Here is a 21804-nt window from a genome sequence, read left to right as displayed (position 1 = left end):
TCAGGACTCCTTCTTCTTCTGGCGCAGCAGGGCGTGCAGGCTCTGGGGGGCGGGTTTGGGGGCTTCACGGCACTGGGTCCAGGGACCCAGATGTTTGGGCATCAGCCCCCGCAGGCGACCGGCCACACCGGTCGCGGCGTGGTAGAGGCGCGGGTGGGTGGCGGCAAAGGCAAAGCCTTGCATGGCAAGGGTCTCGAGCCGGCTCTTGGCCGCTCCCTGCCCCGCCAGCGGTTCGTGGCCGGGCAGTGCGTCATGTTTGGCCTCCCGGCGCAGGCGCTGCAACAGGTCGGGAATGGGGATGCGCACCGGGCACACCTCGCCGCAGGCACCGCACAGGCTCGAGGCCGTCACCAGATCGCTCGTGCTTTCCAGCCCCAGCAGGTGGGGGGAGATGATTTTGCCGATGGGCCCCGGGTAGATGGTGCCGTAGGCGTGGCCGCCGATGCGGGTATAGACCGGGCAGTGGTTCATGCAGGCGCCGCAGCGGATGCACTGCAAGGTCTTGCGCAGCTCCTCATCCCGGTAAGCCTGGCTGCGGCCGTTGTCGAGCAATACCAGGTGCACCTCGTCCGGGCCGTCCAACTCCCCTGCCCGGCGCGGGCCGCTGATGACGTTGAAGTAGGTGGTGATGGCCTGGCCGGTGGCCGAGCGGGTCAGGGCGCTGTAAAGGGGCGGCACGTCGGATAGGAACTCCACCACCTTCTCGATGCCGGTGATGGCCACATGGATTTTCGGCACCGTGGTGCACATGCGCCCGTTGCCCTCGTTCTCCACCAGACACAGGCTGCCGGTCTCGGCCACCGCGAAGTTGACCCCCGACAGCCCCATGCCGGCGCGGCGAAACTCTTCACGCAGGGCCCGCCGCCCGGTCTGGATCAGGGCGTCCACGTCGGTGGTGGGGGTGAAATCAGCCAGATTGTCGGCGAAGGTGTCGCTCACCTCCTGCTTGTTCTTGTGGATGGCGGGCATGATGATGTGGGACGGGGTGTCGCCATCGAGCTGGACAATAAACTCCCCCATGTCGCTCTCAAGGCAGCGGATACCGTGGCGCGCCATCTCGTGGTTGAAGCCTACCTCCTCGCTCACCATGGACTTGCCTTTGACGATGCTGCTCACCCCATGTTGCTGGGCGATGCCGAGGATGATGGCGTTGGCCTCAGCCGGCGTCTGGGCCCAGTGCACCCGGATGCCGTTACGCTCGCAGTTGGTTTCGAGCTGCGCCAAAAGATCGGGCAGACGCGAGAGGCAGCGCTGGCGAATGTGCTCCGCCGCATCGCGCACCGCCGCTTCTTCCTGCGGGTCGGCGAAGGCATCGCGGCGCTTGCCACGCAGGTAATCCATGGCGCCGCGAAAATTCTGGCGCAGCACGGGGTCGCCCAGGGCCGCCTCGGCCTGGGGATGGAAGCGGCGCGGCGAATACTTGGCGTGCTCACTCATGATGGGCCTCCTCTTTTTCTGACAAAGGCTTGCTGTGGGCGAGCAGGAAGCTGGCCAGGTGCATGGTGGGCAGTGTCTTGCCCTGATAGGCCAGGGATCCCTTGATGTTCAAAAGACACCCCCAGTCCGCGCTCACCAGGGTGTCGGCGCCGGTGGCCAGCAGGTGGCGGGTCTTGTCCTCCACCATGGCTTGGCTGATGTGGGGATGGCGCACCGAGAAGGTGCCGCCAAAGCCGCAGCACTCGCTCTCGTAGGCCTGCTCGTTCAGGGTGACTCCCTCGAGCTGCCCCAGCAAGCTGCGCGCAGTGGTGTGCACCTGCATCTCGCGCCGGGCCGAGCAGGAGGTGTGCATGACGATGCTCGCCCTTCCCACCCCGTGCCAGCGTACCCGGCAGATCTGGGCCAGAAACTCGGTCAGCTCGAACACCCGCTCACAAAACGCCGCCACCTCGGGGTTGCCCGGAAAGATACGGCCATAGTGGTGGTGCATCATGCCGCCGCAAGAGCCCGAGAGCACCACCACCGGCCAAGGCTCGGGGAAGAGCGCCATCTGACTTTGCGCCACTTTGCGCGCCTCCTCCTCGTGACCCGAGGTATAGGCCGGCTGCCCGCAGCAGGTCTGTTTCTCGACAAAGTGCACCCTTATCCCTTCCCGCTCGATCAGGGCGATGGCATCAAGCCCAGCCACTGGGTCGAACAGATCCACCAGACAGGTGGCGTAGAGATAGACATCGGCCGGCTTGGCCGGATAGACCCGCATTACCTTCATCACTTGCTCTCCTTACTTCAATTGCAGCAGGGCGTCCGAGACGTGGAAGCTGTAGATGATCGCCAGCCCGATAAGGCCGGTAGCCAGCAGGTAGTAGAGGGTCGGTAGCGCCGTCTTGCGCAGCGTCGCCCCCTCACGGCCGAGCAGCCCCACGGTGGCCGACGCCGCCACCACGTTGTGGATGGCGATCATATTGCCGGCGGCCGCGCCCACCGCCTGCAGCGCCAGCATGGCGGCGGTGGAGACGCCGAGGGTCTGGGCTACCTCGAACTGGAACTGACTGAACATCATGTTCGACACCGTGTTGGAGCCGGCGATAAAGGCCCCCAGCGCGCCTATGGTGGCGCTGAGCGCCGGGAAGAACTCCCCCACCAGCCCGGCGGCAAAGTTGGCGGTGGTTACCGGCATGCTGGCGAGATCCGCCCCGTTCACACCGGAGTTGATGAAGATGCGCACCATGGGCACGGTGAAAATCAGCACGAAACCGGCGCCGATCAGGGTGCGGCCGGACTCTCCCATAGCCTTGCCAAAGGGGGCGAGGGAGCGGGACTGGATCAGGGTCGCCACCAGGGCGCAAAATACCAAGAGGCCACCCGGCAAATAGAGCGGCTCAATGGAGGCGCTCACACCCTTCTCTCCCAAGAGGTCGGCAAACGGCAGGCTGACCGACAACAGGCTCGCCTTGAACTCCGGGCTCACCCGGCTCGCTACCAGCAGGAGGGCCAGCGCCACATAGGGGAACCAGGCCAGCAGCAATGACATGGGACGGGCGGCGGCCTCCTTGAGATCCAGCTTGATGGCGCCCAGCCACTCGGCGGGCCACTCGTTCTCGGGGGCGAAATCCCAGCTGGTTTTCGGCACCAGAAAACCGGCTCGCGCCGCCGTCACCACAAGGGCCAACCCCACCAGACCGCCGATGAGGGACGGGAACTCGGGGCCGAGCAGCATGCCGGTCAGGGCATAGGGCACGGTGAAGGCGAGCCCGGCGAAAATCGCGAACGGCAGGATGGCGAGCCCCTCGGTCCAGCTGCGATGGCGGCCGAAGAAGCGGGTCAGCATCATCACCATCAGCACCGGCATCAGGGTGCCAACGGTGGCATGAATGAGGGCCACGTTGGTAGTCACCTGTTGCAGGTAGATGTCCCAGCTGCTGCCCCCGGCGCTCAAGGTCTGGCCGATGGCCTGACTGTCGAGTCCCTTGTTGATGCCCACCAGGATGGGGGTGCCCACCGCGCCGAAAGAGACCGGGGTGGACTGGATCATCATGCCGAGCAGCACGGCGGCGAGCGCCGGAAAGCCGATGGCCACCAGCAGGGGGGCGGCGATGGCGGCCGGAGTGCCAAAGCCCGAGGCCCCCTCGATAAAGGCGCCGAAGCACCAGGCGATAATGATGGCCTGGATGCGCCGGTCCGGCGAGATGTTGGTGAAACCGCCGCGAATGGCGGTGATGGCACCTGTGTGTTTGAGAGTGTTGAGCATCAGGATGGCGCCGAACACTATCCACAGCACGGTCACCGTGATGATGAGCCCCTGCAGGCTGGAGGCGAGCACCCGGGTCGGGCTCATCTGCCAGCCCCACAGGGCGATGAATACAGTCAGGATAAAGGCGATGGGCATGGCGCGCTTGGCGGGCCAGTTGAGGCCGACCAGCAGCACGGCGGCCACCACGATCGGCGAGAAGGCCACCAGGGCCAACAGGGTGTCTGTCATCATTGCATCCTTGTCCAGAGGTCGTGCGACTGGCGCACCTTGTTGTTGTTTTGTTAAGCGAACGTGACCTTACCCTGTTCCTTTTTCGCGATATATGGAAATAATGAACAACATTCATTCCTAAAATCGACAAATATGGCCAGTACCGACGACCTCATTCTCTTCGCCCAAGTGGTGGAGGCCGGCTCCTTCAGTAAGGTGGCTGAACAAAATTCCCTGACAAATTCAGTGGTTAGCAAGCGTATCGGGCGCCTGGAAGAGGAGCTCGGGGTGCAGCTCCTCTATCGCACCACCCGCCGGCTCACCCTGAGCGAGGCGGGCAAGGAGCTCTATCAGGGTGCCAAAAATGTGAAGGCCGCCGCACTGGACGCCTTCGACGCTGTGGCGGGATTCGGTGAAAAGGTGAGCGGCCATGTGCGGATGTCGGTGCCCACCATCTCCGGGGAGCTGCTGCTGGCCGACGCCGTGGCCGATTTTTGCCAGCAGCACCCCGGGCTCACGGTGGAGATGTCGCTGGACAACCGCTTCGTCAACCTGGTGGAAGAGGGGTTCGATCTGGTCATTCGCACCGGCTATCTGGATGACTCGAGCCTGATTGCCCGCCACATTCTCGACTCCCAGTGGGTGATCTGCGCCGCCCCCGCCTACGTGCGCCGTTTCGGGGCACCGCGCGAGCCGTCAGACTTGCTTGAGCACAACTGCCTGCGCTACGCCTACCAGAGCACGGGAGCCTCGGAGTGGGCCTTCAAAGGGGAACAGGGGGATTATCTGCTGTCGGTGTCGGGGAGCTTCTCCACCGACAACGCGGGGGCCCTGCGCAAGGCGGCGCTGGGGGGGCGCGGCATCGTCTATGTGCCGCGCTGTCTCGTCTATCACGACCTGATGAACGGGGATCTGGTGGACTTGTTTCCGGACCGGGTGGGCAAGAAGCTCGGCATCTATGCGGTCTACCCCTTCACCCGCCAGCCGCCACGCAAGATAAGGTTGCTGATCGAACATATTCGCCAGCGTTACCTCGACATCGCACACTATTTCGGATGAGCGGATGAACTTTGGCGGGCTATGAAGTCCAGGGTAGTACGGTTGAACTGCTCCGGCTGCTCCACATTGCAGACATGGCCGCACTGCTGGATCACCGCCAACGAGGAGCTGGCATCGCGGGCCACCTGTTCGCGCACCGGTGCCAGAAACATATGATCCTCCTCCCCCATCACATAGAGGGTGGGAATGGGCAGGGAGCGTTCGCGGAAGTAGCGCATCAGCGGGTTGACCTCGGTGGCGAGGCGGAACCAGCGTTTGAACTCCTTCTGGCAGAGCTTGCGGGCCTCGCGCACAAAGAGGTTGCGCGACTCCTGATGGTGCTGGCGTGGCATGATGATGAAGGCAAACAGCCGATAGAGCCACATATAGGGCAGGAAGTGCTGGCCGAGTCGGCCCAGTTGCACCAGCACCCGCGAGCGGATATCGAGCCGCAAAATGGCGCCCCCCAGTACCATGCTTTTCACCCGCTCCGGGCAGAGCTCGGCCAGATGGCGAATAAGGATGGTGCCAAGGGAGATGCCGACAAAGTGGGCGCGGCGGATATTAAGGTGATCGAGCAGCCGAACGATATCTTCGGTCACTTCCCGAAAGCTGTAGTGGCCCTTGACCACCTGTTGCAGCTGGTGGGACTGGCCGTGGCCGCGCAAGTCCAGCAGCAGCACGTTGAAGTGTTCGCGATAGGCGCGCAGCTGCTTGAACCAGATGGAGGAGCTGCCACCAGCGCCGTGGACAAACACCACCCAATCCCGCTCGGGACCCAGTTCGAAAGTCTTGTGATACAACATCCAATAGGCTCCCTTGGTGATGGGGGGTATACTCGGCTGCGCGCATATTAACAGAACAGGCCCGCCGATAGATATGCGTCAGATATGACCCGGATCACCCCTTGCGCGAGAACCCACCATGGATTTGCCCCGTTTGCGCCACTTTCTGCTCTCCCTGCCGGGCGCCACCGAAGATACCCCGTTTGGCCCGGAGATCCTGGTCTACCGCATCGCGGGCAAGATGTTCGCGCTGGTGGATTGGCAGGCCGAGCCGCTCACCATCAACCTCAAATGCGAGCCCGAATTGGCGTTGCTGCTGCGGGAGATCCACCCCGAGGTCAAACCGGGCTGGCATATGAACAAGCAACACTGGAACACAGTGACCCTGAACAGCACCTTGCCAGATGATCTGTGGCAGGGCTGGGTGCACCACTCCTATGAGCGGGTTGTCGCGGGTCTGCCCAAAGCCAAACGGCCACAGGCGCCGCGCCCCCTCTCCCCCACTGACGGCCAGACCTTATGACCCCGGCACTTAGTCCAGCACTTTGTATTGTCCCCCTTGGCGAGGCACATATCCCCGCCCTCGTGATCCTGTTTGAGCAGGCGGTGCGATGCAGCGGCCCCGAGCACTACAGCGCCGAACAGGTGGAGCAGTGGGCCCTCGGTTCACAACATCCGAGCTTTGTCAGCCAGCTGCGCGAGCATCACGGCTGGGTAGCGGAGCTGGCAAATGTGCCCCTCGGGTTTGTCACCCTGAGCCCAAATGGCCACCTCAGTCTGCTCTACGTGAGCGCTGATCATCAGCGCCAGGGATTGGGTAATCTGCTGCTCACCACGGCGCTCGCAGGGGCCCGAGGGCTCGGTATGACCCTCATCACCACCGAGGCCAGCGCCTTCAGTTATGAGCTATTTTTACGACATGGCTTTAGGTTGACCGGGCTGGAGTACGTGGAGCGAGGCGGGGTCAGTTTTACTCGCCACCGCCTGCACTACTGCTTGCCAAGCTAGGGCAAGCCACTAAAATACGCGTTATTTTCGTATTGTTACTGTATTGAGGCCGCAAGCATGGTGGTAGAAAGTGAAGGCTATATCTCGCTGATCGAGTATCTGGTGGAGAGTTTGGGATTGTTTGAATCCCAACAGCAGAGCAACGGTGAAGAGACCATCGAAGATTTGGTCAGCGGCCATGTTGCCAGCAACCTGATGGCCATTTGCGAGCAGCATCCCGAGCTCGACCCCAAGGTGCGTTTCGCCATCATGCAGGAGGCCGATGCCGTGGTCGCCGACCTGGAAGAGGTGCTCTCCGCCGTCTGGCTGCATGCCCCGACCCCGGAACAAAAAGCCTTCCTCATCGAGTTTATCGATCTCATCAAGAACCTGTTTGACAGCGAGATCGGCTGATCTTCGGGTGGGCACGCCCAGCGCACGATGTCAGCGACACGATTTAAAAAACAGAGAAAGGAAAAGGGCCGCCTTGGTGGGCAGCCCTGCTTGCTATCATTTTCAACCCGCCAGTGCGTTCATTCATCAGGCGGTTTTCAAGGCAAGAAGTAATGTGTCTGGTCTTAGCATCCTATCCCTGGACGCTAACTAGTTAGTCCCGACTGGTCGCAATAAGTTCCCTCCTCCGACCATTTATTTTCACTTTTATTAAAAAATGGTCACAAACCTGTTCAGCGGTTCAGGCTGGGCGGCAAACAGACGCCAATGCCACCCAATCCGCAGTAGCCATCCGGGTTTTTCGCCAGATATTGCTGATGGTAATCCTCGGCGTAATAGAAGGGGGCCAGCGGCAGAATGCGGGTGGTGATGGCACGACTGTCGCCGCTTGCCGCCATCGCCTGCTGATAGGCCGCCATGCTCTGCTGGGCAATGATCTGCTGGCTCTCGTCCCCATAGAAGATCACCGAGCGGTACTGGGTGCCCACATCCCCTCCCTGCCGCATCCCCTGCGCCGGATCGTGCTGCTCCCAGAACAGTCTGAGCAGATCGCCGTAGCTGATCACCGCCGGATCAAACACCACCTGCACCGTTTCGGCATGGCCGGTCAGGCCGCTGCACACCTCTTTGTAGGTGGGATTCTGGGTCACACCGCCCTGATATCCGGCTGCGGTGGAGTAGACCCCCGACTGCTGCCAGAACAGGCGCTCCACGCCCCAGAAACAGCCCATACCAAACCAGGCCACCGCCATCCCTTCAGGCCAGGGGCCCTGGGTCGGGTTGCCATTCACCGCATGCTGCTGACCAATCACCATGGCATCCCGTCGTCCCGGCAGGGCATCTGCCGGTGAAATAATCTGTTCCATGAATCCTGTCCTTGTATAAAACCCTGTGACATCACACAGCTGACGAAAAGGAGCATCGAAGATAGCAGTTTATCGCGCCGGATCAACCGGCGGGCCCCTCCCTGCTCGCCCAACGGCCATCTGCGCTTCTAACCCTCCTTCCCGACCCGCACGGCCAAGCCGCCCCTCGTAGACCAGAAACGGCCAAAATCAATATTTAGTCTTGATTTGTGAATTTATTTTCATATATTGAGCCAATCGCTGTTTTTTTATGGAAGAAATATCAAGTGCGCGAACGCGAACCCAGTCTGGTCAATGCCTTCCGGCAATCTACCCCCTATGTCAATGTCCATCGGGGGGCCACTTTTGTGCTGATGATGGGGGGAGAGGCCATCTGCCACCCCAACTTCGCCAATATCGTCAGCGATATCGCCCTGCTGCAGACACTGGGCATACGCCTGGTGCTGGTGTTTGGTTCACGTCCGCAAAACGATGAAGCGCTGGCCCGCGCCGGTATTGAGGCCCAGTATCACAAGCGGATCCGGGTCACCGATGACGAGAGTTTCTCCATCATCAAACAGGTGTGTGGCGGCCTGCAATATGACATCACCGCCCAGCTCTCCATGGGGCTCGCCAACACCCCCATGCAGGGGGCGCGGATCAGCGTGGTGAGCGGCAACTTCGTCACTGCCCAGCCGCTGGGTGTGGATGATGGCATCGACTTTTGCCACAGCGGCCGGGTGCGCCGCATCGACGTGGAGGGGATCACCCGCCAGCTCGACCAGAAGAGTCTGGTGCTTATCTCCCCCATCGGCTGCTCGGTCACCGGTGAGAGCTTTAACCTCAGCTCCGAAGAGGTGGCCCGCCGGGTGGCGGTCGATCTCAAGGCGGACAAGCTCATCTGCTTTAGCAGCACTCAGGGGGTGATGGACAGACGCGGCGAAGCCATCTCCGAGCTCTTCCCCGAGCAGGCCGAAGAGCTGCTGGTGGAGCTGGAGCAGGCGGGGGAAGAGATGTCCGGCACCGCCCGCTATCTACGTGTGGCCATTGCCTCTTGCCGTGGCGGCGTGCCCCGCTCCCATCTGGTGAGCTATCAGGATGATGGCGCCATGCTGCAGGAGCTGTTCAGCCGCGACGGCCTCGGCACCCAGATCGTGCGGGAGAGCGCCGAGCAGGCCCGCGCCGCCACCATCGAGGATATCGGCGGCATTCTGGATCTTATTCGCCCGCTGGAGGAGGAAGGCATTCTGGTGCGCCGCTCCCGCGAGCAGCTGGAGATGGAGATCGACAAGTTCACCATCATTGATCGCGATGGCCTGATCATCGGCTGCGCGGCCCTCTACTGCTTTATGGAAGAGGCGATGGCGGAGATGGCCTGCGTCGCCATTCACCCCGACTACCGCAATTCAAACCGGGGGGATCAACTGGTGGCCAAGGTGGCCGAGCGGGCCAAGCGGCTTGGCATTCGCCGCCTGTTCGTGCTCACCACCCGCTCCATCCACTGGTTCCGGGAGCGGGGCTTCGATCCGCTGGAAGTGGAAGATCTGCCGGTGGCGCGCCAGCGTCTCTACAACTGGCAGCGCCGTTCCAAGGTTTTGTCAAAGACCATTGTCTAAGCCATTGATTCTGCGTTGAGTTAGTCGACAATTTGAACTTTTTCACAAACTCGATTGACAGTGCAATCCAACGCAGGGTATTTCTAAATGCACTCCACCGCCCTGGTGGAGCCAGAAGAGGAGCGCTGCCCAGGCAGCCCTAGGGAGGACGCCAGCGTCCGGTGAACTTGGGTCAGGGGGAGCAGCGCCGAGACGAGTGAGGAGACTGGTGACCTCAACGTCGGCCACGGGGGCTGAATCCCCCGGGTTGTCATCGGTAGTGATCATCCCCCACCGCGCCCTGTCAGGGGCGGTACGGGATGGGCTCTGCAGGTGGAGTGCTTCTGGCCGGGATAGCTTCGTTCATTCCTGCCATTTTCAGCCTCCTCCTCTCTTTTTTGCCCGATGGAACCGGAATTTTAAAATAAGACAGGAGTAAGCAATGAGCCCGATCAATGTCGCCAAGTTTGGCGGAACCAGTGTCGCTAACGCCGCGGCCATGAACCACTGCGCCGATATCGTGCTGGCCAACCCCGCCACCCGGGTGGTGGTGCTGAGCGCCAGCGCCGGTGTCACCAACCTGCTGGTCGCCCTGGCGCAAGGGGAGCTGGACGAAGCGGGCCGCAACGAGCAGCTGGCCAAACTGGCCGGGATCCAGCAGGCCATTCTGGCTGACCTTGGTCATCCCGACGATGTCAGTGCCCTCATTCATGGTCAGCTGGACGAAATTCGCCTCATGGCCCAGCAAGCCCACCAGCATACCGATGCGGAGCTGGCCGACCGACTCATCGCCTGCGGCGAGCTGATGTCTACCCGCCTCTTTACCGAACTGCTGCGCCAGCGCGGCGTCAAGACTCACTGGCAGGATGTGCGCCAGCTGATGCGCACCGACAGCCGCTTTGGCAAGGCCACCGTTGATCTGGCCGCCACCCGTATTCTCTGCCAGCAGACGCTGGGCCCGCGACTGGGCGACACCCTCGTCATCACCCAGGGCTTTATCGGTGCCGATGGCGATGGCCGCACCACCACCCTCGGTCGCGGCGGCTCTGACTACAGCGCGGCCCTGCTCGCCGAAGCGCTCGATGCCGCCAGTATCGAGATCTGGACCGATGTGCCCGGCATCTACACCACGGATCCGCGCCTCGTCACCCGCGCCCGACCCATCCCCGAAATCAGCTTTGTCGAAGCAGCCGAGATGGCCACCTTCGGCGCCAAGGTGCTGCACCCAGCCACCTTGCAACCGGCGGTGCGCCAGAATATTCCGGTGTTTGTCGGCTCCGCCAAAGACCCCGCCGCCGGTGGTACCTGGATCCGTGCCAGCACAGATTCAAGCCCGCTGTTTCGCGCCGTCGCCCTGCGCCGCCAGCAGGTGCTGGTGACCCTGCACAGCCTCAATATGTTCCACGCCTACGGCTTTCTGGCGGAAGTGTTCGGCATTCTGGCCCGTCACCGCATCTCGGTCGACCTCATCACCACCTCGGAGGTGAGCGTGTCATTGACCCTGGATCACACCGGCAGCCAGAGCAACGGCGAGCCGATCCTGAGCGACAAGGTACTGGCCGAGCTGGGGCAACTGTGCAAGGTGGAAGTGGAAACCGGTCTGGCCCTGGTGGCGCTTATCGGCAACCGGATGAGCGAAGTGAACGGGGTGGGCAGTCAGGTCTTTGACGCCCTGCGCGAGCACAACATACGGATGATCTGCTACGGCGCCAGCGCCCACAACCTCTGCTTTCTGGTCAAGGAGAGCGAGGCGGGCAATATCGTCAACCGCCTCCATCAGGAGCTGCTGGACTGATCCTCACCCGAGGTAATTTCGAACACGCAACAGGGCGCCTACAAGGCGCCCTGTTCATTTGTACTCCGCAAAGGTATTGGCTCAGGCAAGGCTGGTGGCTGGCAACTGACAGGCCACGGCTTCCCGGCGCAACTGCTGCAAGCGGGCCAGCAGCCCGGTCTGCCCCAGCTCAGTCTCCTGGGGCGAGAGATTGTCCACCAGCAGCGGATAGTGATCCGTCACCGCCTGCATCAGCCAGTCGAGGCGACGCAGGGTGAGCGGGCCGCAGCTCTGGCCGCTCAGATCATCGGCCACATCGAGCCGGTGGCTGCGATACATATCCCGCCACCAGTTGGCGATCAGCGCCTCATCGCTCGCCAGTGCGGCGCTCCACTCCCCTTGCAGGGCGTGCAGGCGGGCCAGCACGGGCGCGCTGGCTCCTTCACGGATCAGGTGGTGGATCTCCCGTTTCACCCATTTCAGACAAAGCTCGCGCCAGTAGCGAAATTGCGGCAAAGGATCGGCCTCATCGAGCCAGAGTCCGGAGAGAGTGCGGGTCTCCAGCCGCTCCGGTACATGGAACTGCGGGTCGACCAGACCGTTGGAGTTGTATTCAAAGCGGGGATCGAAGGTCCACATATAGCCAAAGTCGAACACGCAGATCTGCTCGCCGTCATCGAGCAGGTTGCCCGGGCTCGGGTCCCAGTCAAACCAGCCCCAGCGGGCCAGCTCGCTCTGCACCTCCAGCATCTGGGCCAGATTGCATTCGTTAAGCTGATGGACCGGCACGCCCCGCAACCAGGGGGAGACCAGCACCCCGGCCCGCGCCGAGCCAAAGCTGGTGCAGACCACGTGGGAGAGGATGGTAGGATGCAGCTCGCGCAGCGCCTCGATTTCACGCCGCCGCTCCAGCTCGGTCAGAAAGGCGGTCTTGCCATCGAGGTTGGCTACCAGCGGATCCTGACGCCGCCGCTTGAGGCACCAGTGATGCCCCTCCACCTTGAGGTGAAACACATCGGCGGTGAGACCGTGGCGATAGACCTTGACCACAGCTGGATGGCTATCCTTCAGTTTGAGTAGCTGGGCCAGCGGCAGCGGGCAATCGCGCTCGCGTCCGATCCGGATCTCCTCCTTGCTCTCCAGCATGCGCAGCAATCTGGCCTGACGCGCCATCACTTTGGGATTCATACATGTACCTCCAGTCGCTATCGAGAGACTAAACAGCAGATCCCTCCCAGGCCAGTGGTAAAACACCATGATGACGCTTTCATCACATATTCTGAACAACCCCTCGATCGGGATCACAATTTGCAAGGTTGAGCGGTAACCAAATATTCATTAACCGGTCATTAAATTGACAAGCTGAAACAGGGCCCGCACCATCGGGGCACACGCTAGGGGATGCACGACCTCTCCCTCACTCGCTCAAAGGATGAGCTTATATGAATCGCCCCTCCTCAGGCCGCGCCCGCGTTCTGGGTCTGCCCTCCCTGCTGCTTGCCCTGCTGGGCGGATTGCTGCTGCTGACCCTGCTGCTACCCCTGCTCAAACCGGGCAGTTGGCTGGGCCGTGGCGATCCCCTGATCCTGGGTCCTGCCGATAACCCATTGGCGACCCTCACCCACCACGCCCTGCTCTATAAAAGCGATAACCGGGGTCTCTATCTGGTGGTGCGCAGCCAGTGGCAGTTGCGGGGGCCGTTGCAAGCGGGGGACAAGGTGCGGGTGGAGCTGCTCAACGACAAGGGAGAGCGGATTGACCAGCTCAGTCAGGCGGTGGATAAGCGTCAGGTGTGCCGCAATAACCGCTGTACTCTGGATCTCAACAGCACCCTGCGCGCCCCGGACGATGCGCTGTCCAGCCGTTATCAGCTGCGCATCGGTCTGCTGCTCACAGATCGCCCCGAGAGCGGCGACTTCAGCCAGATCCTGCAAACCCTGCCAGAGCAGGGCTTCAACCTCACCTATCTGGTAGTCAGCCTGACCCTGGTGCTGGCCCTGAGCGCTGCCGTGCTCAAAACGGTGTTGCCAACACTGCGCCGCAGCCTGCGCTGGCGGATCATCGGCAGCCTGCTGCTTGGCAACCTCACCTTCGTGCTGCTGCACGGCTTCGTGGTATTCAAACTGGGGGAGTTTCTGCTCTGGTCAGGCTTTCGGCCGGAGCACTACTATCTGGCCTGGGGCAGCATGGTGCTGGGCTGGAGCCTCTGCGCGCTGGCGGGCTTCAACCTCTATATGGGGCTGGTATTCACCGCGCTTTCGGGCATCGGCCTGCTCGCCAACTTTATGAAGATCGCCATCTACGGCGTGCCGCTCGGCGGGGACGATTTTGGCAACCTGCTGGCGCTGCTGCGGATCCTGCTCGATCAGCACCCCATCCTGCCCATCTTCACCGTGTTGCTGGCACTGTTTCTCTGCTGGCGCTTTGCCCTGTCGCGCTGGGTGTTGCGCACTGCCGCCGCCACCGTCGCCTTCTTTGCCCTGTGCGTCTTTGCCACCCAGACCGGCAACAAGCTGCTGGGGGCCAACATTCGCTACGTGGATCGCGCGGTCAACTACCACAGGGACATCATCCGCTCCGGCCCCGGCCTCTATCTGTTCAATCTGGTGGACGAGATGCTGCAAAGCGGCAGCGTGTTTCGCTACCCCTTGCAGATCAACGAGCTGACCCCGCAGCTGAGTTATCCGCCCCAGGGCATAGCGCCGCGCTGGGATCTGGTGATCGTGCTGCAATATGAGTCGCTGATGCTCGACTGGAAGGGGCGGATCTGCGCTCCGGCCCCCACCCTCTCCCTGCCCGCCAGCGTGCAGCAGTGGCAAAAGACCATCCACTCCCCCACCACCGGCGGCATGACGGTGCTGGCGGAGTTCGAGATGAACACCGGCCTGCCGGTGGGCTTGCTCAAGCAGGGCGTGGTGCCCTACTACTACCTCTCGCAGCAGGTGCCGGGGCTGGCCCAGAGCGCCAGACAGAGTGGCTACCAGACCCTGTTCGCCCACCCCTATGTGGAAAAATTCTGGGGCCGCGCCAAGGCGATCCCGGCACTCGGCTATGAGGAGCGCTGGTTCGACACACGCTTCACCGCCCTTGAGCACAAGGGGCGCTATATCTCCGATGATGCCCTCATCGACCACCTGCTCAAGCGCAGCGAGCAGGATGACAAACCGCTCTTTGCCTATGCGGTCACCATGCAGGGGCACGGCCCCTTCGATGGCCCCCGCTATCAGGGGCAGGAGCGCAGCGGCGCCTGCCCGAACCAGAGCGAGAGTGACACCCAGCTGCTCAACACCTATTACACCGGGGTGGTGGATGCCATGGCCTCACTGGAGCGGCTGCTCAAGAGCCTCGACCAGTCGGGCAAGCGCTATCTGGTGGTGGCCTTTGGCGATCACCAGCCGTTTTTGATGTCCGCCGGCAAGGGGATTCACGGTGACAAGCCGGCACGCGATGCCACCTACCAGATCCCCATGATGGCCTTCACCCGCGCAGATGATCCCCTCAATCTGGCGGCCCAGTTTGCGCCGGTGCGCCAGCTCTACCAGATGGGTCAGGCCACCCGCCAGCTGCTGGCGGGGGATATCACCCCCATCGAAGAGAAACCCCTGCTCCATCCGGTGCTGGGCGAGGAGAAAGGGTTCGATCCTGCCCACCTGGTGCCGCAGATCCGCGCCAGCTTCCGGCCCGATGCCCTGCCCTGAACCTCACCCACAAGGCCGCCGTGACGGCCTTGTGGTTTGACCTCCATTTTTGACTCTCATGTCGCACTCATCCGGCTCGCCAGCTGAGCGGTCAAGGCTACGGCCACCATCATGGCGTCATCGATGTTGGTATCACTGGCGATCCGCAAGCTGGTCGCCGACAAGAAGAGGACAAGGTTGATGGAGAGTACGAAGTCGCACTTTTTAACGGAGTGCACGGGATGGCGTGTTGATGCCATCCCGCGATTCAAGTCAGTAGGTCACTGCGCGTCCGGCTGGTTGGCGGGGGCGGCTTTGATAAAGGCTTGCAACTGTTCGCAGTTGGCGACGATGCGACGAATAGTGGGGTAATCGTCCAGGGTCATGTCGTAGCGGCGGGCGTTGTAGACCTGGGGCACCAGCATGCAGTCAGCCAGGGTCACTTCATTGCCAACGCAGTAGACACCAGCGGTGGTCATCAACAGCTGTTCGAGGGCAGTGAAGGTCTCGTCAATCCAGTGGCGATACCAGCTTGCCTCCTGCTCGTTATTGGCCCTGAAGTGCTCTTCCAGATAGTTGAGTACCCGCAGATTGTTGAGTGGGTGGATATCACAGGCGATCATGTTGACGATCTGGCGCACCCGGGCCCGCGCGTCGGGGGAAGAGGGCATCAGAGAGTAGGCGGGATAGGTCTCGTCAAGGTACTCCATGATGGCGACCGACTGACCGATCTGCACATCGCCATCCACCAGAAACGGCACCAGTCCTTGCGGGTTGATCCGGCGATAGGCCCTCTCGCTCTGCTCGCCTTGCCGCAAATTGATGGGATGCTGCTCGTAGGCGAGCCCCTTGAGCTGCAACACGATCCGCACCCGAAAACTTGCCGATGAACGCCAATAGCCAAACAACTGCAACATACTTCGTCCTTTTGTTGTCAGCCGAGAAGGGGCATGACCCCCTCTCGGCCCCCGATTCTCGGGGATCATTACTCTCTCTGGGCTCCTCCCTGCACCACTAACTGCTCAATGGTGCCAAACAGGTTTTGGCCAGCGCGATCTTCCATCGCGATCGCCACTCTATCACCAAACTGCAAATAGGGGGTTATAGCTTGATCACAATCAAGAATTTCCAGCATGCGGCGCTCGGCGATGCAGGATGAACCGGCGCTGCGATCGTAGTTGGAAACGGTGCCGGAGCCGATGATGCAACCCGCTCCAAGTGGTCTGGTCTTGGCGGCGTGGGCAATCAGCTCGAAGAAGTTGAAGGTCATGTCCACCCCGGCATCCGGTGCGCCAAACAGGGCGCCGTTTAGGTGGGTACGCAGGGGCAGCAGCACCTTGCCATCGCGCCAGTCATCCCCGAGCTCATCCGGGGTGATGGCCACCGGCGAGAAGGCGCTGGACGGTTTGGACTGGAAGAAGCCAAAGCCCTTGGCCAGCTCTCCCGGAATGAGGTTGCGCAGGCTCACATCGTTGACCAGCATCAGCAGCTTGACGTGGCTGGCGGCCCCCTGCGCACTCACCCCCATCGGCACGTCGTCGGTGATGATGGCGATTTCTGACTCGAAATCGATCCCCCACTCTTCCGAGCCCATCACAATCGGCCCACGGGGGGCAAGAAAGCTGTCAGAGCCCCCCTGATAGATCAGGGGATCGTGCCAGAAGCTCTCCGGCATCTCGGCGCCGCGCGCCTTGCGCACCAACTCCACATGGTTGACGTAGGCGCTGCCATCGGCCCACTGGTAGGCACGTGGCAAGGGAGAGAGGCAAGACGCTTCGTCAAAGGGGAACGCCTCGGTCACGCGCCCCTCGTTAAGCTGCTGATAGATAGCCTCCAGCCTGGGGGCTACCTCGGCCCACTCGTCGAGGGCGGCCTGCAGGGTGGGAGCAATCTCGCTCACCCGTACAGCCCGGGCCAGATCCCGGCTCACTACCACCAAAGCGCCATCGCGCTTGCCATTGTTCAATGTTGCCAATTTCATAAGCGATTCCTTATTTGCCGGCAGCCGCGTCCGGGCGCTGCCAGCTGGAGACATAGCGGGTGTTCTCGATCCCTTCGCACAGGCTGCCGACGTTCAGTGCATCGCGGGTGTCTAGCATCACGGCCACCTCGTCGGTGAACTTCTTGGCATAGGCCTGCCCCGCCGCAAACGCCTTGGGATGGGGGCCGTGGGTGAAACCGGCGGGATGGAAGGTGACCATGCCCCGCTCGATATTGTCCCGGCTAAAGAAGTCCCCGGCGTGGTAAAAGAGCACTTCGTCGTAATCGTCATTGCTGTGATAGAAGGGCACCTTGAGGGCGCCGGGATCGCTTTCGATGGGGCGCGGCACAAAGGTGCAGATGACAAAGCGGCTCGCCACAAAGGTCGAATGGGCCGACGGCGGCAGATGGTAGCGGTGGCTCATCAGCGGGCGGATATCCCGCCAGTTGAGGCGCACCACACACAAGTCACCATGCCACCCTTGTGCGTCCAGCGGGTTGAAGGGCCAGGTGATGACTGACACCTGATCGTGGCGCTTCACCTGCAGCGACCAGGGGTTCTCATCCTGCTGGGCCAAAAAGCGCTCGTTGATGGCGGGCACATCGAGCGCCGCCGGGTCGAAGATGGCGTGATTACCCACCAGCCCCTTGTCCGGCAGCTGGTAACTGTCATTGGTCGCCTCGATCATCAGGATGAACATGGGCGCGCTGGGTTCGATGCGCCACATGGTGCCGCGGGGGATCACTACATAGTCGCCGTCCCGCAGGCTCAGGTGGCCGTAGTCGCAGAAGAACTCGCCGCTCCCCTCGTGGATAAAGAGCAGCTCATCGCCGTCGGCATTGCGCACCAGAAACGGCATCGCCTCGGAGAGCCGCCAAATCCGATAGCGGCAGTGGGGGTTGCTGAGAATGTCGGGGGCCACCCAGGGGGAGAGGGAGCTCACCTCCTCCTGCAGAGCATTGAGGTCAAACAGCCGTGGCCGCAGCGGCCCCTCCCAACTGCTCCAGTCGGTGGGGGCATGCTTGTGGTGCATGTGGGTGGCGGGGCCGAAAAAGCCGCTGCGCCCCAGCTCGCGCTCATAGATGGCCTGCTCGGGCAGGTCGGCATGGGCCTGCCGGGAGTGGGTGCCCTCCCGGTGAGGAAAGTTAATCCAGTTACGCATCGCTCGCTCCCTCTTTGCGGGCACCCTTCTCATCATCACCGCCATCCAGCACACCACGGCGGATCTGATCCAGCTCGATCGATTCAAACAGCGCCTTGAAATTGCCCTCGCCAAACCCTTCGTTGCCCTTGCGCTGGATGATCTCGAAGAAGACCGGGCCTATCACGGTGTCGGTAAAGATCTGCAGCAGGATGCCATCCTTGGTGGGGGAGCCGTCGATGAGGATGCGCAGCTCTTTGAGGGCTGCCAGATCCTCCTGATGCCCCTCGACCCGACTGTTCACCTTCTCATAGTAGGTATCGGGCGTCGGCATAAAACCGGTGCCGCGGCTGCGCAGGGTGCGGATGGTGTGGTAGATATCGCTGGAGGCCATGGCGATGTGCTGGATCCCCTCCCCCTTGTACTGACGCAGGTACTCCTCGATCTGGGACTTGTCATCCGCCGACTCGTTGATGGGGATGCGGATCTTGCCGCAGGGAGCGGTCATGGCACGAGAGTGCAGCCCGGTCAGTTTGCCTTCGATATCGAAGTAGCGAATTTCGCGGAAGTTGCCGATCCGCTCGTAGAAGCTGGACCAGACATCCATATTGCCGCGATGGACGTTGTGGGTCAGGTGATCGATCTCGTAGAGCCCCGCATCCACCTCTGCCATCCGGGCCTGCCAGTCGGGGTAGAAGACAAAATCCACGTCATAGATGGAACCCTTGTCGCCATAGCGGTCGACAAAGGAGAGGGTGCTCTCGCCGATACCATAGATGGCCGGAATATTGAGCTCCATGGGGCCAATCTTGCCGATAAAGGGCTTGGCCCCCTTGGCGATGGCGAACTGCTGGGCCTTGCCCGCATCGCTCACTCGAAACGCCATGCCGCAGACGCTCGGCCCGTGCAGGCTGGCAAACTGCTCCGCCTGGGAGTGAGGCTCGGCATTGACCACGAAGTTGATATCCCCCTGCCGGTAGAGCCAGCACTGCTTGTGTTTGTGCTTGGCGACCTCGGCAAACCCGAGCGACACAAACAGGCTCTTGAGGGCGGCAATCCCCTTGGCATCGGGGGCCGTGTATTCGACAAACTCGAAACCGTCCGTCCCTAACGGATTAGAGCTCAGCGGATTGATGGTATGGGTGGCGGAAGAGGTGGCATTCATCGGGCGGTCCTTGCTCTTGATCAGGTTAAAACGGATTGCAGCACCCAGCGGCGCGGCAAGTGTTAACAACTTGTTTCATTAGAAGCAGGACGTAGCAGGAAGAGAAGAGGCGGGTTGCAGATAGTTTTTCGCAGCTGGCCGCAAAAGATGTAAATGAAATGTGACAACAAAGCCACAACCTTGCGGATCAAACGGTGACGACCCGCATGGCTGTCAGCTTTGCCTTACAGTTGCCAGTTTTTGACCATCAGATGGGGCAAGCGGGTCCGGGCTTTTTGCAGTCGCGTGGGCGTTGGATTGATCAACCACGCCTCTTTCCCCAACCCCAGCAGCGGCAGATCGTGCAGGCTGTCGCTAAGCGCCAGCTCGGCATCGAGGGCGCAGATCTCCGGCAACAGCTTGTGCTGGCCGTGGCAGTAAAAGCGCGGCATCAGGCCGCCAAAACGGTAGTGCATCTGCGAGCCAATGATCCGGTGGGGCAACTGGCCGGGCAGTTGCTGATAGAGCTGGGCCCGCACCAGCGCGCAGGGACTGGCGGAGATCACCCAGCAGCGCGCTCCCTCGCTTTGCAGCAGATCGCGAGCCTGACGATACAGCCCCGGCCTGGTGCGGCAATAGGCGCGCACCAGCTTGCGCCAGCCCAAAGGGGAAAGCCCCAACGAGATGGCCCACCAGATAAGGGAGATACCGCGGCGCCGCTGGCTGGCTAGCAGCTGACTTGGCAACAAATAGACCAAACCACCCAGCGCAATCACCGGCAACAGCAGCAGCGGCCAGATCCGGCGGCGCAGGATATAGCGCAGCAGACCGGCGTGACTGTCGCCGGGGGCCAGGGTGTCGTCAAAGTCGGCCAGGATCCAGCGCGATGCACGTCCGTCAGGATCACACTCTTTCGCTGAATGGATAATGGTGTCAGACGCTGGGCGCATCAGCATCAGGGCGCAAGGGCTGCGATGGCGGCCGTGAGCTCGGGGGTGACAAATTCACTTCCCACCTCGGGCGGACAGACAAAGTCGAACGGCTCGCCCGCCAGCGTAAAACTCAGTCGCCAGGCATGCAGATAGCCACGATCGGCTGACGTACCGCCATAGCGCGCATCCCCGAGAATGGGGGCGCCGATGCTTTTGAGGGCAACCCGGATCTGGTGGGTCTTGCCGGTCTGGGGCTTGATGCGATAGAGCCGCAGCCCCTCGCGCACCGACACCGAATCGAACCAGCTGATGGCAGGATTATCCAGCGTGCGCGCCAGCATCCAGCTGCCGCCGCGCCCCTTTTGCATATCCCCCTTCACCCAGCCCTGCTTCTTCTTCGGTTTGCGATCGGAGAGCGCCAGATACTGCTTGCTCACCTCGCGGGCTGCAAAGGCCATGCTCAGCTCGCGATTCGCCTCCGTGGTGCGGGCCAGCAACACCAGACCGGAGGTCATCTTGTCGAGCCGGTGCACCGGATAGAGGGTGAGACCGGTATCGGCCTTCACCCGATTGACCAGCCCCGGATTGACCGTCTCATCGTCCCCCTTCTCGTCATGCATGCCGATGCCGGGCTGCTTGTCGATAACCAGAAAAGCGGGATGCTCAAACAATATCCGGTACATAAAACCTCGGGAGCTGGGGGATAGGACGCGCAGCCAACGGCAGGCTGCGCTCGGAGTGCTGCATTCTCCCTGCTCCGCTGTCATTTGGCAAACCGGGTGGGCTGACGATGAAGATGAAAAATGGCCCCGCCTGCAACAGGCGGGGCCATTTTCAGTCAACTTGGCAGATCACCCCTTACACACTGCGCGGGCGCAGGTGGGCGTGCCAGCGCGCTTCCCACTTCTTGAACAGCCAGACGATGACGAAAGTGAGCAGCATATAGAGCAGCCCGGCGGTCAAAAACGCCTCGAACGGGCTGTAGTAACGAGAGTTGATGATCCGCGCCGCGCCGGTCAGATCAACGATGGTGATGATGCCCGCCACCGCCGAGCCCTGCAGCATAAAGATCACCTCGTTGCTGTAAGCGGGCAGTGCCCGACGAAACGAGTTGGGCAAAATGATCCGGGTCAGGGTCTGCCAGCGGGTCATGCCAAAGGCGTTGGCTGCCTCAATCTGGCCGCGCGGCATATTGTGCACCGCCCCGCGCACTATCTCGGCGGTATAGGCGGCGGTATTGAGGGTGAAGGCCAGCAGGGCGCAGAACCAGGCCTCGGAGAAGAGCGACCAGGCGGCACTGTTTTTCAGCCACTCCCACTGGGCGGCGCCGTAGTAGATGATAAAGAGCTGCACCAGCAAGGGGGTCCCGCGAAAGAAGTAGATATAGGCCCAGATCGGCCCCTTGATCAGCCAGTTGCGGCTATTGCGCAGGATGCCCATGGGCACCGCCAGCATCAACCCGAGGATCAGAGAGAGGGCCACCAGCCAGACGGTGGTATAGAGCCCCTCCCAGTAGGTGGGCCACTCTTTGAGAATGATTGAAAAATCCATGGC

General features: G+C 61.8%; 21 protein-coding genes and 1 riboswitch. Of the genes, 7 read left to right on the top strand and 14 right to left on the bottom strand.

The window, feature by feature from the left end; translation table 11 throughout:
• From BN1117_RS11445 to BN1117_RS11435, 3 genes are read right to left on the bottom strand one after another with little or no spacing between them, the layout of a single operon-like run.
• The gene (locus BN1117_RS11445) at positions 1–1437 is read right to left on the bottom strand and encodes a LutB/LldF family L-lactate oxidation iron-sulfur protein (RefSeq protein ID WP_040097492.1); all 1437 of its coding nucleotides are present in this window, start codon (positions 1435–1437) and stop codon (positions 1–3) included.
• Positions 1430–2206 (bottom strand): (Fe-S)-binding protein, encoded by a 777-nt coding sequence (locus tag BN1117_RS11440; RefSeq protein ID WP_082032594.1) that lies wholly within the window; start codon positions 2204–2206, stop codon positions 1430–1432. Before BN1117_RS11440 ends, BN1117_RS11445 begins: the two co-directional genes overlap by 8 nt.
• A gap of 12 nt (positions 2207–2218) precedes the next feature.
• On the bottom strand, positions 2219–3916 hold the full coding sequence (locus tag BN1117_RS11435; protein WP_040097490.1) for an L-lactate permease: 1698 nt from the start codon (positions 3914–3916) through the stop codon (positions 2219–2221).
• Between the two features lie 63 nt (positions 3917–3979).
• Here BN1117_RS11435 and BN1117_RS11430 point away from each other — a divergent pair, with 63 nt between their 5' ends.
• On the top strand, positions 3980–4957 hold the full coding sequence (locus BN1117_RS11430) for a LysR family transcriptional regulator (RefSeq protein ID WP_156129965.1): 978 nt from the start codon (positions 3980–3982) through the stop codon (positions 4955–4957).
• Here BN1117_RS11430 and BN1117_RS11425 read toward each other — a convergent pair.
• Positions 4945–5742, bottom strand: coding sequence for an alpha/beta fold hydrolase (locus tag BN1117_RS11425; protein WP_040097487.1), 798 nt, complete (start codon positions 5740–5742; stop codon positions 4945–4947). The two genes, BN1117_RS11430 and BN1117_RS11425, sit on opposite strands and share 13 nt — an antisense overlap.
• 118 nt (positions 5743–5860) lie before the next feature.
• Between BN1117_RS11425 and BN1117_RS11420 the strand changes: the two genes are divergently transcribed.
• From BN1117_RS11420 to BN1117_RS11410, 3 genes are read left to right on the top strand one after another with little or no spacing between them, the layout of a single operon-like run.
• On the top strand, positions 5861–6244 hold the full coding sequence (locus tag BN1117_RS11420) for an MmcQ/YjbR family DNA-binding protein (protein ID WP_040097485.1): 384 nt from the start codon (positions 5861–5863) through the stop codon (positions 6242–6244).
• Positions 6241–6729, top strand: a complete 489-nt coding sequence (locus BN1117_RS11415) for a GNAT family N-acetyltransferase (RefSeq protein ID WP_040097483.1) — start codon at positions 6241–6243, stop codon at positions 6727–6729. The genes BN1117_RS11420 and BN1117_RS11415 overlap by 4 nt, the downstream gene beginning before the upstream one ends.
• 57 nt (positions 6730–6786) lie before the next feature.
• The gene (locus tag BN1117_RS11410) at positions 6787–7122 is read left to right on the top strand and encodes a DUF3802 family protein (protein ID WP_040097481.1); all 336 of its coding nucleotides are present in this window, start codon (positions 6787–6789) and stop codon (positions 7120–7122) included.
• Positions 7123–7394: 272 nt separating this feature from the next.
• Here BN1117_RS11410 and msrA read toward each other — a convergent pair whose 3' ends face one another.
• Complete coding sequence (msrA, locus tag BN1117_RS11405) at positions 7395–8027, bottom strand: peptide-methionine (S)-S-oxide reductase MsrA (protein WP_040097479.1); 633 nt, start codon at positions 8025–8027, stop codon at positions 7395–7397.
• Between the two features lie 266 nt (positions 8028–8293).
• Here msrA and argA point away from each other — a divergent pair, with 266 nt between their 5' ends.
• Together argA and lysC are read left to right on the top strand one after the other, a co-directional pair.
• Positions 8294–9622 (top strand): amino-acid N-acetyltransferase, encoded by a 1329-nt coding sequence (gene argA, locus BN1117_RS11400; protein ID WP_040097477.1) that lies wholly within the window; start codon positions 8294–8296, stop codon positions 9620–9622.
• A 107-nt stretch (positions 9623–9729) separates the two neighbouring features.
• Positions 9730–9953: riboswitch (Lysine riboswitch) on the top strand.
• Positions 9954–10043: 90 nt separating this feature from the next.
• A complete protein-coding gene (gene lysC, locus BN1117_RS11395; protein WP_040097476.1) occupies positions 10044–11396 on the top strand; it encodes a lysine-sensitive aspartokinase 3 in 1353 nt (450 codons plus the stop codon).
• Positions 11397–11477: 81 nt separating this feature from the next.
• Here lysC and BN1117_RS11390 read toward each other — a convergent pair whose 3' ends face one another.
• Positions 11478–12563, bottom strand: coding sequence for a protein kinase family protein (locus BN1117_RS11390; protein WP_040097474.1), 1086 nt, complete (start codon positions 12561–12563; stop codon positions 11478–11480).
• Between the two features lie 254 nt (positions 12564–12817).
• Between BN1117_RS11390 and BN1117_RS11385 the strand changes: the two genes are divergently transcribed.
• Entirely contained in the window at positions 12818–15073 is a 2256-nt protein-coding gene (locus BN1117_RS11385) for an LTA synthase family protein (RefSeq protein WP_040097472.1), read from the top strand.
• Between the two features lie 56 nt (positions 15074–15129).
• Here BN1117_RS11385 and BN1117_RS11380 read toward each other — a convergent pair whose 3' ends face one another.
• The 8 genes from BN1117_RS11380 to BN1117_RS11345 form a co-directional block, all read right to left on the bottom strand.
• Positions 15130–15312, bottom strand: coding sequence for a hypothetical protein (locus BN1117_RS11380; RefSeq protein WP_040097470.1), 183 nt, complete (start codon positions 15310–15312; stop codon positions 15130–15132).
• A 21-nt stretch (positions 15313–15333) separates the two neighbouring features.
• Positions 15334–15969 (bottom strand): maleylacetoacetate isomerase, encoded by a 636-nt coding sequence (gene maiA, locus BN1117_RS11375; RefSeq protein WP_040097469.1) that lies wholly within the window; start codon positions 15967–15969, stop codon positions 15334–15336.
• A 68-nt stretch (positions 15970–16037) separates the two neighbouring features.
• Positions 16038–17033, bottom strand: coding sequence for a fumarylacetoacetate hydrolase family protein (locus BN1117_RS11370; protein WP_040097467.1), 996 nt, complete (start codon positions 17031–17033; stop codon positions 16038–16040).
• A 10-nt stretch (positions 17034–17043) separates the two neighbouring features.
• Complete coding sequence (locus tag BN1117_RS11365) at positions 17044–18195, bottom strand: homogentisate 1,2-dioxygenase (RefSeq protein WP_040097465.1); 1152 nt, start codon at positions 18193–18195, stop codon at positions 17044–17046.
• Complete coding sequence (gene hppD, locus BN1117_RS11360; protein WP_040097662.1) at positions 18188–19339, bottom strand: 4-hydroxyphenylpyruvate dioxygenase; 1152 nt, start codon at positions 19337–19339, stop codon at positions 18188–18190. Before hppD ends, BN1117_RS11365 begins: the two co-directional genes overlap by 8 nt.
• Before the next feature lie 224 nt (positions 19340–19563).
• Complete coding sequence (locus tag BN1117_RS11355; protein ID WP_052441502.1) at positions 19564–20274, bottom strand: HAD family hydrolase; 711 nt, start codon at positions 20272–20274, stop codon at positions 19564–19566.
• Positions 20274–20933, bottom strand: a complete 660-nt coding sequence (locus BN1117_RS11350) for a TIGR01621 family pseudouridine synthase (protein WP_040097464.1) — start codon at positions 20931–20933, stop codon at positions 20274–20276. The genes BN1117_RS11355 and BN1117_RS11350 overlap by 1 nt, the downstream gene beginning before the upstream one ends.
• Before the next feature lie 175 nt (positions 20934–21108).
• Positions 21109–21801 carry an ABC transporter permease gene (locus BN1117_RS11345; RefSeq protein ID WP_040097462.1) on the bottom strand — a complete coding sequence of 231 codons (693 nt, stop codon included), beginning with the start codon at positions 21799–21801 and terminating at the stop codon, positions 21109–21111.
• Positions 21802–21804 lie beyond the last annotated feature (3 nt).

This window comes from Aeromonas australiensis, assembly GCF_000819725.1.
Classification (GTDB): domain Bacteria; phylum Pseudomonadota; class Gammaproteobacteria; order Enterobacterales; family Aeromonadaceae; genus Aeromonas; species Aeromonas australiensis.
The sequence above is the reverse complement of the archived record's forward strand: the minus strand, read 5'-3'. Positions and strand labels throughout refer to the sequence as shown.